The 12,461-nt window shown below is 45.1% G+C and carries 14 protein-coding genes; 5 read left to right on the forward strand and 9 right to left on the reverse strand.

Translation table 11 applies throughout. The features are described from left to right. Positions 1-2 precede the first annotated feature (2 nt). Genes icmH through KCV09_RS07755 form a run of 3 tightly spaced genes read left to right on the forward strand, consistent with a single transcriptional unit; the run spans position 3 to position 2,359 of the window. Entirely contained in the window at positions 3-806 is an 804-nt protein-coding gene (gene icmH / locus KCV09_RS07745) for a type IVB secretion system protein IcmH/DotU (protein ID WP_004939586.1), read from the forward strand. A gap of 11 nt (positions 807-817) precedes the next feature. Beyond that, positions 818-1,387, forward strand: coding sequence for a hypothetical protein (locus tag KCV09_RS07750; RefSeq protein WP_212514997.1), 570 nt, complete (start codon positions 818-820; stop codon positions 1,385-1,387). Between the two features lie 9 nt (positions 1,388-1,396). After that, the gene (locus KCV09_RS07755; protein WP_004948820.1) at positions 1,397-2,359 is read left to right on the forward strand and encodes a M15 family metallopeptidase; all 963 of its coding nucleotides are present in this window, start codon (positions 1,397-1,399) and stop codon (positions 2,357-2,359) included. 17 nt (positions 2,360-2,376) lie between these two features. Here the strand turns inward: KCV09_RS07755 and prpF are convergent, their stop codons facing one another. Next, positions 2,377-3,558 carry a 2-methylaconitate cis-trans isomerase PrpF gene (gene prpF / locus KCV09_RS07760; RefSeq protein WP_111813192.1) on the reverse strand — a complete coding sequence of 394 codons (1,182 nt, stop codon included), beginning with the start codon at positions 3,556-3,558 and terminating at the stop codon, positions 2,377-2,379. 48 nt (positions 3,559-3,606) lie between these two features. Between prpF and KCV09_RS16415 the strand changes: the two genes are divergently transcribed. Then, a complete protein-coding gene (locus KCV09_RS16415; RefSeq protein WP_265735991.1) occupies positions 3,607-3,738 on the forward strand; it encodes a hypothetical protein in 132 nt (43 codons plus the stop codon). A gap of 424 nt (positions 3,739-4,162) precedes the next feature. Here KCV09_RS16415 and KCV09_RS07765 read toward each other — a convergent pair whose 3' ends face one another. Further along, positions 4,163-5,455, reverse strand: coding sequence for a Y-family DNA polymerase (locus KCV09_RS07765; RefSeq protein ID WP_119025972.1), 1,293 nt, complete (start codon positions 5,453-5,455; stop codon positions 4,163-4,165). Positions 5,456-5,459: 4 nt separating this feature from the next. Beyond that, positions 5,460-6,071: a LexA family protein gene (locus tag KCV09_RS07770; protein ID WP_025095019.1), complete on the reverse strand. Its 612-nt coding sequence runs from the start codon at positions 6,069-6,071 to the stop codon at positions 5,460-5,462. Positions 6,072-6,215: 144 nt separating this feature from the next. Between KCV09_RS07770 and KCV09_RS07775 the strand changes: the two genes are divergently transcribed. Beyond that, entirely contained in the window at positions 6,216-6,467 is a 252-nt protein-coding gene (locus KCV09_RS07775; protein WP_212514998.1) for a hypothetical protein, read from the forward strand. Positions 6,468-6,609: 142 nt separating this feature from the next. Here the strand turns inward: KCV09_RS07775 and KCV09_RS07780 are convergent, their stop codons facing one another. The 6 genes from KCV09_RS07780 to KCV09_RS07805 all read right to left on the reverse strand — a co-directional run bounded on the left by KCV09_RS07780 (position 6,610) and on the right by KCV09_RS07805 (position 12,415). After that, positions 6,610-7,056 (reverse strand): PaaI family thioesterase, encoded by a 447-nt coding sequence (locus KCV09_RS07780; protein ID WP_119025974.1) that lies wholly within the window; start codon positions 7,054-7,056, stop codon positions 6,610-6,612. Between the two features lie 248 nt (positions 7,057-7,304). Next, complete coding sequence (locus KCV09_RS07785) at positions 7,305-8,036, reverse strand: PqiC family protein (protein ID WP_151815394.1); 732 nt, start codon at positions 8,034-8,036, stop codon at positions 7,305-7,307. Next, positions 8,026-9,681, reverse strand: coding sequence for a PqiB family protein (locus KCV09_RS07790; RefSeq protein ID WP_212515761.1), 1,656 nt, complete (start codon positions 9,679-9,681; stop codon positions 8,026-8,028). Before KCV09_RS07790 ends, KCV09_RS07785 begins: the two co-directional genes overlap by 11 nt. Before the next feature lie 36 nt (positions 9,682-9,717). Continuing rightward, a complete protein-coding gene (locus KCV09_RS07795; protein WP_151815395.1) occupies positions 9,718-10,476 on the reverse strand; it encodes a paraquat-inducible protein A in 759 nt (252 codons plus the stop codon). Next, positions 10,473-11,153, reverse strand: coding sequence for a paraquat-inducible protein A (locus tag KCV09_RS07800; protein WP_151815396.1), 681 nt, complete (start codon positions 11,151-11,153; stop codon positions 10,473-10,475). Before KCV09_RS07800 ends, KCV09_RS07795 begins: the two co-directional genes overlap by 4 nt. A 281-nt stretch (positions 11,154-11,434) precedes the next feature. Continuing rightward, positions 11,435-12,415 (reverse strand): zinc-binding dehydrogenase, encoded by a 981-nt coding sequence (locus KCV09_RS07805; RefSeq protein ID WP_151815397.1) that lies wholly within the window; start codon positions 12,413-12,415, stop codon positions 11,435-11,437. Between the last annotated feature and the right edge of the window lie 46 nt (positions 12,416-12,461).

Raw genomic sequence — 12,461 nt, forward strand, 5'->3', positions numbered from 1 at the left:
GGATGAGCCAACCTACTGGTGCCCCTTCACTATTTGACGATGGCAAAATCGGCGGTGATTTTTCAGCACCCAATCAATACAGTCAGCAGCAAAGTGTCAATCTGGTCGATTTGTTACATGATGGGTTTTATATTGTTTTCCTCATTCGAAATCAGTATATCCCGTCGGATGTACAAGAATTCCGCCAGAAAATTGTCGACTTACTCAATCGCTTTGAACAGCAAGCTAAAAAGCTGCATTTTTCAGCCGATGATATCCACGATGCTAAATATGCTTTTTGTGCGCTGATAGATGAAACGATTGTGACTCAGCAAGATCCAAGTTTCTTTCACTTGCAAAATGCATGGCTGATCAGTCCATTGCAATTAAGCCTATTCGGTTCACAGCTTGCTGGCTATCAATTTTTTGAAATACTAGAACAACTACGCAGTAAAGGGAAAGCGCGTCTCGCGTCTTTAGAAGTCTTTCATTATTGTTTATTGCTCGGATTTCAGGGCAAATATCGGATTGAATCGATTGAAAGTCTGAATCATTTAGTGGCACGGGTTGGAGATGAAATTGACTACTTAAAGGGTAAAAAGGCAGCCTTCTCACCTTTTGCGGCTATTCCCGATCAAATTCGAAATATGATTCATGGTGAGCTGCCATTTTTTTGGATTTTAATTATTTTACTGATTTTTGCACTTTTGAGTTTCGGCGGACTCAAATATATGTTGGGGCATCAGGCCAATAGCTCACTTGCACCTTATCAGAATGTGGTTTCCGCGCCTGCTGAAGAAGCACATATCACCATTTACTTACCTTAAAAGGCACGGATATGGCACAAGAAAAACCGACTTCATTACGTATATTACAAACATCTAAAAAAAAATCAGCTTCACCTTTTATGTTTGGTCTTGTGGGGTTCATGACCGGCGTTGGCGTCACTTTAATGGGATTTTTTCTGGTTTTACAACCGTCTATGGGTTTATCTTCGGCACATTCACAAGCCGACGAGGTTGTGGTTCCAATTACGCCGAATCCACCTAGCTTACGTCAGGATGTGGAAACACCTGCACGTTCAGAAACCGCGCATGTAACCGCGACAACGGGCGATGAAACCGATACTGAAATCGCACAGCCGAAAGACAGTGAGCTCAGCAAACTTTTTTCGCATACCCCCGCAGCCGCGCCGGTTCAACGTGTTTCGCCATTTGATCAATCGCTACATGCGACACCGAAAACAGCAACATCCCCTAAACCTGCGGCGCAAGCGACACCCAAAAAAGCCAATACAGCAGAGCCTAAAACGAATCAAGATGTTGCCGCGCCAGTTACGAAGCCGACAACAGATTCTACAGCCGAGCCTTCAACTGCTGCACCAGCAAAACCTGCAGAGGCAAGTTAAGTCTCATCTATGATCATTCTGATTATTTTGGGTTTTATTGCAGTGGCAGTGACATTGACACTGTTTATGTCATACGAGCTGCGCTTCAAAGCGAAACAATGGCTTCAAACACTTCTCCCCCAAAGTAAACATAAAATCCAGCATGCTAAAACGATGGTACAGCGCATGCATGCAGCATCGTCATCGCAGCAATTACAGTCGCAATGGCATTTGCAGCAATGGTGGATTTTAATTGCAGGATTACTATTGTTTAGTAGTGTGCTGGTGTTTGCTTTTACACGACCAGTCAGCTCGAGCAAAATTGAGGCCGAATATCTAAAAGAAGTCGATCCACAAATCTATACGCTCTTAAATGGTGAAATGCTCACGCCTCCACCAGAGGTCGATCAATCCTTGATTGAAGCTGCAATTGTTGAGGCCAATCAGCTCGAACAGCAATATGCCAGTAGCCGGCCTGCAGAGCCGAATATTACAGCGGAGGCCGAAGGTATTGGGCACCATAGTCTGATTATGGATACCCAGTTTGTTGATCGTAAATGGGACAAGATGAATCCGCGTTACAAACAACGTTTGTTGATGGTGTTTAAAATCATGAAAGAGCGCCATGGCTATGAATTGGTATTACTCGAAGGATACCGTAGCCCTGAGCGACAGAACTTCTTGTCTGGCAACCCCAATACCACACGTGCCCGGGGCTATCAAAGCTATCATCAATTTGGCCTAGCCGCCGATGTGGCATTTAAACGTAACGGCAAAGTCGTGATTTCGGAGCGTGATCCGTGGGCCATGCGTGGCTATCAGCTTTATGGTGAAGTTGCAGAGTCGGTAGGCTTAACGTGGGGAGGCCGCTGGAAATCGATTCAAGATTACGGGCATACCGAATATCGAATGCCCGGCTTGAAAAAAACGAAAGAGATGGCCGAACAGCTCATTGCTGAAGGCCAACTCAGTGCGTCAGACAGCAACAGTTAGTTTAAGCCTGATACATATTACTGAGGCACATAAACAAAACCCTCCATCAGAACGCGGGCGCTACGACTCATAATTGCTTTTTTCACTTGCCATTGTCCGCTGGTGTCTTGTACTGCTTCTGCACCAACACGCAAGGTACCCGATGGATGACCAAATCGAACCGCTTCACGTGGTATGGCACCAGCAGCTGTGTGTACCAACGTTCCCGGTACGGCAGCGGCAGTACCAATGGCGACTGCGGCGGTTCCCATCATGGCATGGTGCAATTTACCCATCGATAATGCGCGCACCAGTAAATCGATATCGGATAGCTCAACCGTTTTTCCGCTCGATGCCTGATAGGACTGCGGCGGCGCAACAAACGCAATTTTCGGTGTGTGCTGGCGTGATGCTGCTTCTGAAATGTCTTTGATAAGCCCCATTTTGACTGCTCCATGGGCACGAATGGTTTCAAAACGCGTCAGCGCAGCAACATCATTATTAATCTGATCTTGTAATTCGGTACCTGTATAGCCCAGTTCTGCTGCATTTAAAAAGATGGTCGGAATGCCTGCATTGATGAATGTGGCTTTAAACGTTCCAACTCCAGGCACTTCTAGATCATCGACAACTTGACCCGTTGGAAACATTGCCCCGCCATCCTCACCGTCTTCGGCAGGATCTAAAAATTCGATCTGAACTTCTGCGGCGGGAAAAGTAACTCCGTCGAGTTCAAAATCGCCAGTTTCTTGTACCACACCGTGTGTGATCGGCACGTGGGCAATAATGGTTTTTTGAATATTTTTTTGCCAGATGCGTACTGTGCAGTGTCCGTTGTCTGGAACTCGCTCTGGGTCAATCAATCCCTGACGAATCGCAAAGGCACCCACTGCTGCGGTTAAATTGCCGCAATTACCGCTCCAGTCGATAAACGGTTGGTCAATCGAAACCTGTCCAAACAAATAATCAACATCATGCTCGGGTTGTTGACTTTTGGCGAGAATGACCGTTTTACTGGTACTTGATGTTGCACCGCCCATGCCGTCAATTTGCTTGCCATAGGGATCGGGACTTCCAATCACACGCAGCAAAAGCTGGTCGCGAGCGGCTCCTGCAACCTGCGCCTCAACGGGCAAATCATTCAAATTAAAAAATACACCTTTGCTGGTACCACCACGCATATAGGTTGCTGCAATTTTTTGTTGAGGAGGAAATTTCATGATGTTGCTTTATCCATTTCGCATTTTTATTCGATGCTTAGAGTTTAAATGATTTTTCTGGCAGTGGCTGTGACTGATCAGATCTGCGCGACTAAAGTTCAAAATCAATCTGGGCTGATCTGTTCTATTTTGCGTCAAGATGAAGATGAAGATGAAGATGAAGATGAAGAGAGTATATAAATGCTGAATGTTAGATTTTTATAATGTTTTATATTCTTTTAAAATTTTGAGGGTGTTTAGGGAAAACAATATGTTTAACTTCAACAATTAAAGCTTTGTAAGCTGTAACCTTTTGCCTATAAACTCTTGATCTATAGCGTCCTAAGCCGAATCGAGACCTTTTGGGTGAGTACACACTAACGTTATACGTTTTGGTGCATGCTACTCTTTTCGATCCCTATCACACCCTTGAGATATAGTGTAGGAAAATCAGGGTGGGATTGTTTCCCTTAAAATCACTTTTTTATTTCATTTTTTAAATTTTTTTTCATTTAAAGCCAAATTAGTGACAATTTTTTCAATTTAAAGAAAAAATATACTTTTATTCTTTCATTATAATCAAAAAACAAGGTTATTTTTACCAAAACCAATACTTAAAATTTAATCATTGCACCCTCAGCACATCCGCCCACTGAGTAAGATAACTGGGCGATTTATGTGCTTGATTCATTTTCCAAGGTCGAGGCTGCTTATTCGTCAAAGGAGCCAAAACAATTCGATCTTTGCCATGCTCTTTGTTTATTTGTATCAATATATCCAGTAATTTTTGATTTTTAATGGTGCTCTGTGCATCGAAAAACAGATCTGGTACATATTGCTGCCGAGGAATTACATCTAGTAGCGTAATACCGGCTTTTTTGTAGCTGTGCCCTACTTTAAAGATACACTTTAATCCATATTGAACCGCTTTATTAATTTCCAGCAGATTGTCGGTGTAATCTCTCAAATGGACAATCGTATAGGGATGAAAATACTCAGCGTCTTGAAAGCGGTTGGTACGGATACTAACACCGATCGATTTACATAACAGGCGCTGTGCATAAAGCCGCTCTACAGCCCGCTGGGTAAACTGCGTTAAGGCTTCACTTAGATTTTGCAAATCCTTAACAGGTTGTCCAAAGCTACGGCTACTAATAATATGCTGCTTATCGGGCACTTGATGTTCAAGTTCAATACAAGATATCCCTCGAAGCTCACGGACTGTATTTTCAAGCATCACTGAAAAATGTTGACCGAGTCGCTTATCATCAGCTTCAACCAAATCCATCACGCTGCAAATCTGCATTTGTTCAAGACGCTTTTGTAGCTTGCGCCCGACGCCCCACACCTCCCCTACATCGGTGTGTGCCAGCAAATCTTCAATCACACAGGGGTCTTCATCGACCATGTTACAGACACCATCAAATGCAGCATGGGTTTTGGCGAGGTGATTGGCCATTTTGGCTTGAGTTTTTGAGTAACCAATACCAATACAGCACGGTAGTCCTAACCATGTCTGTACGGTTTTTAAAATCTGGCGTGCATATTGACTGAGATTTTCTCTGTGTTGATGATCGGTCAGCTCCAAAAAACATTCATCAATGGAATAGATTTCCTGATCGTTCGGCCCGACAAAGTTAGCCAGAATATTCATAAAGCGTCTGGACATTTCGGCATACAGTGCATAGTTGCTCGAAAGCACTGCCACGTGATGCCGACGAATCAAATGCTGAATCTGAAAAAGCGGAACTGCCATTTTAATGCCCAATGCCTTGGCTTCTTTAGAGCGTGACACGACACAGCCATCGTTATTAGACAAAACAACCACTGGGCGTTGATGTAATTTGGGGTCGAATACTCGCTCACAACTGACGTAACAATTATTGACGTCGACGAGCGCAAAAACACGCTGTTTCATGGACTTATCGCATTCGTTTAAGATTGTAAGTCACCACACCCCAAATTACCAATTCTTGGCCTTCATCGATATAAATATCTTGAAAGTCAGGATTTTCGGCTTTTAGCCAGATTTTTGGGGGCTGAAAATGATGATCGATCATCAAGCGTTTGACCGTAAATTCATTGTCGACCATGGCGATCACAATATCGCCCGATTTTGCAGGAAGGCTGCGGTCAACGATCAGTGGATCGTCGATATCAATACCTGCATCGAGCATGGAAAGCGAATTGGCCTTCACAATAAACGTCGCACTTTCGTTACGAATCAGATATTCGTTTAAATCGAGTCCCTGTTCGACATGATCTTGTGCCGGCGACGGAAAACCTGCCGCAACGCGCTCAGTGGCAAGTGGAATCTGATAGATTTTGGCAGTATTGGGCTGAATCGCCTGTGCCTTGATCGAAGCTTTAAAATCGACCAGGTTATTGGTTTTTAAATTATCGAGCAGCCATTGTTTGATAAATGCCACTTGCGACTCAGGCACACGAATCACCTTAGTGGGCTCCTGAAATTTTGCCTTTCGACCCGCATTGGCCCGTGCACCGCCGTGCTCATTTTTATGTTGTTCAGCCATCATTCTCCTCCTCGCTTGACCATTCATCGTATTTTATTAATCTATCTTGAATTCGTTACAAATTCAAGTTGACGACGTTTTACTTTTGCATAACAATAGTCATGAGCAGATCAAATTATCAACAATATCTGGTGGAGCGTAACAATGAAAAAACAACGTGATGCAGTATTCGGCTATGCACAGGATTTACATGCTTACTACATTCAGTTTATTGAAAATAATAAGATTTTAGAAAATCGCTACGGCCTTGTATGCAACCTAAATGATGAAGATCAGGCCGACATTATTATGACAACCTTGATATTAAAGAAATCCTTCTGGATGAATGGCTCGTCTTTGCACGACATCACCCGTGGACTACAGTTATTGGCACCGCATTTTAGCCATGCCTGTTAATGTTCAAGCTTTAAATGCTCAAACAATCCGGTTCTGCTGTTCGACACTTGCGAACCGGATGATGAGATGAAGTCTAATTTTCTATTTCATTTTTAAAAAATAAATTGATGTCATGCATCTAAATATTATTTTAATGCTGTTTTCAGGCTGATTTGGCACGCAAAATCATATTGGTTGCGGTGGCATGCGCATAGAGTTTTCCTTCTTCATCACGCAAATAGCCTTCAGAAATAATCAGGTTTTTTCCGATATTAATTACTTTCCCTTCTGCTATGAGCGGCGTATTAAACGGTACTGGACGGCACATTTTTATGGCCAGATCGGTGGTACCATAGCCTTCTCCAGCAGCCAGAACCGAATGCGCTGAACATCCAGTTACAGAATCCAAAACAGTTGCGGCAAATCCGCCATGTACGCCACCTAAAGGATTGGTATGACGCTCATCGGCCAATGCGCGCATGACAATTCGGCCAAACTCGGCTTCGACCAACTCACTCATTCCCATAGTTTTTGAAATTCCAGGAGCCGGAACCAAGCCTTTTTGAAATGCTTGCATCATTTCAAGCCCCGTCATTTGATGTGGGTTCATATTATTTTCCTCGCAAATTCTTTCATCATGTAGTTAACCGAATCTATTTATTTTTTCAGCCGTATCAATATAAAACCTAAGCCTAATTTTAAGTTCCAAAAAAGAACTAAACAAAACGTACAGCGGTATCCCAACAGAGTCAATCTATAAAACCCTAGAATTCTTGACTAGCAAGTTTTTTAAGGCGATTTGATCATCTCGATAAAAAAAGCCTCAACGCGTGAGGCTTTTTTAATGATGCTGAAGTTTTACGAACAACGTACGCCCTGAATGGTGGGGCGTGTTTTGGCTTCGGTGGCGACTACGGACTGCGCCACAGCATCAATCACACGTTCCATTGCCACACTAGAAGCACGCACAGTTGCCTGAATATCACCTGCACCAGATGCCACTGGCTGCTGAAAGGTCATACGACAACTCATTTGACGATCGGCAATTTCCGCACTTCCCGCCGCTGCGGTTTTCACAGGTACATTGATCGGTTCTTGTCGTTTGATAATCCAGGCCACCGCCACATCAATCATACGAGCATTCGATTTCATCTTTTCACCATTACCCGCGCTGATGATATCGAAATGAGAAAAGTCGGTTGCAATACGATACGAGACCTGCCCGCCAGTCATACCGCTGCTGTAGCGATCGACGGCGCCCAGCTTACGTTGTAATCCAGCCGACAGACTATCACGCAGTTCAGAGCTAAAGGTAGAGGTCCAGCGATCATTATCGAGTACCTTGGATTCGCCCGAAGGTTGCTGCAAGACCAACGGAATACGGTTGAGGCGGTCGGGCAACGCCACAGGAAGCACCTCAATGACTCGAACATTCGAGCTGGCCAAAGGCGTTACCTGAGGTGAAAGCGTGTAATAGTTAGGTGTTGGCGAACTGCTACAGGCACTCAGAAGCCACGGTAAAGTCACAAATGTGACACATCCCAGTAGTCGACGACCCAGTGACACTGGGTGTGTAATCTTATTTATCATCATCATCCTCTGGTAATTTGCCGCGAATCAAAGATTCTGGATGTTGTTCAATATAATCCGCCATCAATTGCAACGATGCTGCGGCGCGCGTCATTTGCTGTAACGCACGGCGAACATCTTGCTGCATTGGTGCATCACTCGACAAAATTGATTCGCTTGATTTCACAGTTTTACGCACTTCAGTGAGTGTGGCTTGCAAATCTGGTGCAACTTTTCCATCTAACTGTTTAACCAGCTTGTCGGTCGATTCAATAGCGGTATTCATGTTTTTCAGCGTTTTGCGGACATCTTGACCAATTTCAACCAGTGGGAATTTGGTGAGCTTGTCGGCAATTTGTGAAACCTGAGCCTGTAAGCCGCTGAGTTCTGTTGGCGTGGTCGGAACTTCCACGACACCATTTGGTCGAATGATCAGATTTGCTGGTTTGGCTTTCGGGAACTTATCAAAGGCAATATAGTTTTGGCCCGTTAGCAAATTCCCTGTACGCATCTGAGCACGCCAGCCTTGCTGGATAAATGATCTGAAAATATCACCATCTGGATTGAGCTCTTTACCGTTGGCCAGACGCGACGGATAAATCAGCGCCTCAACCCGCATACGAAGCTGCGTATAATTGGCGTTGAATTCAACATTAATCGATTTCACATTCCCAATTTCTAAGCCCATAAAGTCAATCGGTGCGCCTGCAGTTAGACCACGAATAGAATGATTAAAGTACATAATGATCTGTTTTGGTCGGCCGTCTGGTTCTTTAAGCGCTTCTGTGCGTGAATCTGCCAGAATAAAACGACTGTGATTGGCCGCAACCCCCGCATTAGATGATTCCGGATAACCAAAGGCAATCCCGCCCGCCACAATACTGGCCAATGACTGGGTGTCTAAATTAAAGCCTGATGCATTGAGCGTGACATCAACGCCGCTGGCTTGCCAAAAGCGCGCATCGGTGGTGACAAATTTATCGTAAGGTGAACGAACAAAGGTTTGTAACTCGACGCTCTTGCCATCTTGCGAGAGTTTATACGCTGTAATCTGTCCGACATTGATGCGTCGATAATAAATCGGTGAGCCAATATCCAGCGAACCCAAATCACGCGCTTTAAGAAAATAGACTTTGCCGGGTACATCCGACGCCACCACAGGCGGCACTTCAAGCCCAGTAAATTCTTCTTGCTTTTCTTTGGACTTGCCGCCATCGACCTCGATGTATGCACCCGACAATAAGGTATCAATGCCAGATACACCACTGGTTCCAATTCGTGGACGCACCACCCAGAAACGCGAATCTTTTGAGGCAAACTGGCTGGCGTCTTTGCGTAGCTCGATTTTGGCAATGACATGAGAGCCGTCGTCAGCTAAATCAATTTGACGCACTAGTCCGATATCGACCTGTTTATAACGCACAGTGGTTTTGCCTGCCACCAAGCCTTCAGCCGTACGGAACGATACATCGATTGTGGGCCCGGTGTTTAAAATAGCCTTAACCGCCAGCGAGAGCGCGATCAATAACGCCACAAGCGGAATGAGCCAGATCAGTGCCGGCCTCCACTTGCCTTTTCTCTTTTGTGGTTCAGGCAAGCCACGCGAAGTATGATTCGGATCTGGAACGGGATGTTCACTGTTTGGAGTATGCTCAGACATGCTTATCGTTCTTTTTAAAGGTCATTAAAGGGAAAATGTAATTCAATGGTGCTGCTCCATCATCGTGGTCGCTGGGCCTTGAGCTGTCTGGGACTGCTGTTTGGACTGTCCGGAATAATAGTTATCCCAAATCATTCGGGGGTCGAAACTCAAGGATGCAAACATGGTTAGGACTACCACGGCGCCAAATGCAACAGCACCCGGCCCAGCCAAGATCGTGGCCAGTGATTGAATCTGAATCAGCGCGGTGAGTAAGGCCACCACAAAAACATCAATCATGGACCAACGGCCAATAAACTCAACAATGCGGTATAAAATCGAACAATGCTCAGGCGAAAAACGCCAGCGTAATGAAGATTGCATGCGGACTGCAATCAGCAGGAAAAATAGAATAAACAGTTTAAGCAGCGGAATAAAAATACTGGCCATAAAAATGACCGTCGCCACCAGATAATCACCACTTTTCCAGAAGTAAATCACCCCACTCATGATGGTGTCTTGCTGACTGCCCAATAATGAATTAGTAATTGTCATGGGCAATACGTTGGCGGGTATGTACAAAATACTTGCTGCCACGGCCAGTGCAAAAGTCCGGTTTAAACTACTGGGTTTTCGCGCATGCAATGCACTGTGGCATCGGACGCACTTAGGTATGCTCTCATCGGTATGCGAGATGTCGACATGATTGAGTAGCCCGCAACAATGACAACGCACGAGCGAAAGTTCATGCGCTCGAGGTGGATGCACATCGGAAACAGGACTGACCACATGCTGTTGCTGTGACTCATGTTGAGTACTCATGGCACCCTCCTGTCAATTTCATCCCACAGATCATTGATCTTAAACGATGCAATATAAACCAGTAACACACTCAATAGTGCAAATGCCCAAAGTGCAATACCCGGAATGACCACCACCATTGCGATCAGCTTGACCAGTGTCACCAGTACTCCAATCAGGAATACCTCAATCATGCCCCATTCTCGAAAAAGAAATAGGGCTCTGAGTGCCACCAACAAATAAGAAGGACGCGTTTTAAATACACTCACCGAAGCCAGAACGTAAGTGAGTAACAATAAATCCAGCAAAGGAACAATAAAGGTCGTGATCAGAATGAGCACCCCCACAAATGCCCGATCAATATGAAACATCGCCATCGCGGCACCAATGAGCGTAGTCTGAGAGGAGTTCCCCTGCAATTCGACCTTTACAATGGGAAAACTATTGGCAATCGCAAATACAATCAGCGCTGTGAGCACCAGCGCTAGCAAAGTGCTGAGCGACTTGCTTCGTCGATATAATTCGGCACCACAACAGTTGCAGTAAGCACGTTCACCCGCAGCCAACGTGACCTTGCGGTAAATAGCATCGCATTCTTCACACCCTGCCAATTCTGAAGGTGTAAAGGATTGTCCCGCTATAAAAATTGTCGGGCTTGATGGTAAGGCTGATGACTGCTCTGAAACATCTCGACTCATGGAGCACGTGACCCAGTATAAAATTAAAGGCGCTATGAAATAAAAGTTGTCGCTTTGATATGTAGATGACTGACGTCCTGTACAAACTTATATTTCTTTTTCTTGTCCATCTTAACCGATGATCAAAGACTTGGCACACCATTCGAACAAAAAACATAAACGATGTCGCATAACAGCTTACTGAATGTTTGGCTTTTATATTTCCCTCTATTTTTAAGGCACAAAAAAAGCACATGCCAGAACTCTTCTGACATGTGCTTGTACTTATATACAGTGATGGCCTAGTTAGGTTTAAACAACACCTTGCCTTTGCGGCCACTTTGGGTTGAAAGTCGTGCCGCTTCATCGACCTGATCAAAGCTTAAAATCGCCTCGACCGGAAGTTGCAATTGTTTACTTGCCGCCAGTTGAATCAGTTCGCTCAGTAGCTCACGTTTGTGTGCTGGCTCCATGTTCTTGCTCACGACACTGGCCCAAAACCCTTTCACCACAGCCTGCTTAAAAATCAAATCACCCGAAGGTAGCTGCATCGGTTCGCCAGTCATGCTACCAAAGGACACCAATGTGCTGTCATCGCCTAATAAGCTCAGCACTTCAGCACTGGCCTGTCCACCAATTGAATCGACACCTGCTACCAACGTATGCTCACCGAGCAGGGTTTTAACCTGTGCTTTCCAGTCGTCTTGTTCGGTAGCAACCACATGCTCAATTCCGAGCGCCGTCATTTCATCGACCGCACTTTGGCGTCGCACCAGATTGATCACACCAATACCACGAGATTTCGCAATCATGGCCACTGTTTTACCTACTGCGCCGTTGGCAGTGTTTTGAATCATCCATTGACCCGGCTGAATGCCAATAAAATCGAGTAACATCAGCGCGCTGATCGGCATGCCAATCAACTGTGCCGCGGTTTGGTCATCAATTTCGTCTGGCAATGGCACCACACCTGCCGCTGGTGCAAGAAAGTACTCTGCCCATGTGTTATGTACAGAGGCCACCGACACACGTTGTCCAACTTGAAGATGCTCAATGCCCTCACCCAACGCATCAATCAATCCAACCGCCTCACTGCCTCCAATTGCAGGAAGTTCAGGCTTATAACCATAGCGCCCGCGTACTGTCCAGACATCGTGGTTATGAATTGGGGTGAGAATTGTTTTGATACGTACCTGTCCCGCTTTTGGCTCAGGCACAGGCGCTTCTCCCAGCTCCAGTACATCGACAGGTTCACCAAAGGTTTTATGAAGTACGCTTTGCATATAAATTTCCTAAGTTTAAACAAGAATTAAAGAAGGATTAAACGTG

It is taken from the genome of Acinetobacter soli, from assembly GCF_018139125.1.
GTDB classification, from domain to species: domain Bacteria; phylum Pseudomonadota; class Gammaproteobacteria; order Pseudomonadales; family Moraxellaceae; genus Acinetobacter; species Acinetobacter soli.

Excerpts from the sequence above, each read along its gene's own strand:
- icmH (WP_004939586.1), top strand. The coding sequence starts at position 3 with ATGAGCCAACCTACTGGTGCCCCTTCACTATTTGACGATGGCAAAATC.
- KCV09_RS07750 (WP_212514997.1), top strand. The coding sequence starts at position 818 with ATGGCACAAGAAAAACCGACTTCATTACGTATATTACAAACATCTAAA.
- KCV09_RS07755 (WP_004948820.1), top strand. The coding sequence starts at position 1,397 with ATGATCATTCTGATTATTTTGGGTTTTATTGCAGTGGCAGTGACATTG.
- prpF (WP_111813192.1), bottom strand. The coding sequence starts at position 3,558 with ATGAAATTTCCTCCTCAACAAAAAATTGCAGCAACCTATATGCGTGGT.
- KCV09_RS16415 (WP_265735991.1), top strand. The coding sequence starts at position 3,607 with ATGATTTTTCTGGCAGTGGCTGTGACTGATCAGATCTGCGCGACTAAA.
- KCV09_RS07765 (WP_119025972.1), bottom strand. The coding sequence starts at position 5,455 with ATGAAACAGCGTGTTTTTGCGCTCGTCGACGTCAATAATTGTTACGTC.
- KCV09_RS07770 (WP_025095019.1), bottom strand. The coding sequence starts at position 6,071 with ATGGCTGAACAACATAAAAATGAGCACGGCGGTGCACGGGCCAATGCG.
- KCV09_RS07775 (WP_212514998.1), top strand. The coding sequence starts at position 6,216 with ATGAAAAAACAACGTGATGCAGTATTCGGCTATGCACAGGATTTACAT.
- KCV09_RS07780 (WP_119025974.1), bottom strand. The coding sequence starts at position 7,056 with ATGAACCCACATCAAATGACGGGGCTTGAAATGATGCAAGCATTTCAA.
- KCV09_RS07785 (WP_151815394.1), bottom strand. The coding sequence starts at position 8,036 with ATGATAAATAAGATTACACACCCAGTGTCACTGGGTCGTCGACTACTG.
- KCV09_RS07795 (WP_151815395.1), bottom strand. The coding sequence starts at position 10,476 with ATGAGTACTCAACATGAGTCACAGCAACAGCATGTGGTCAGTCCTGTT.
- KCV09_RS07800 (WP_151815396.1), bottom strand. The coding sequence starts at position 11,153 with ATGAGTCGAGATGTTTCAGAGCAGTCATCAGCCTTACCATCAAGCCCG.
- KCV09_RS07805 (WP_151815397.1), bottom strand. The coding sequence starts at position 12,415 with ATGCAAAGCGTACTTCATAAAACCTTTGGTGAACCTGTCGATGTACTG.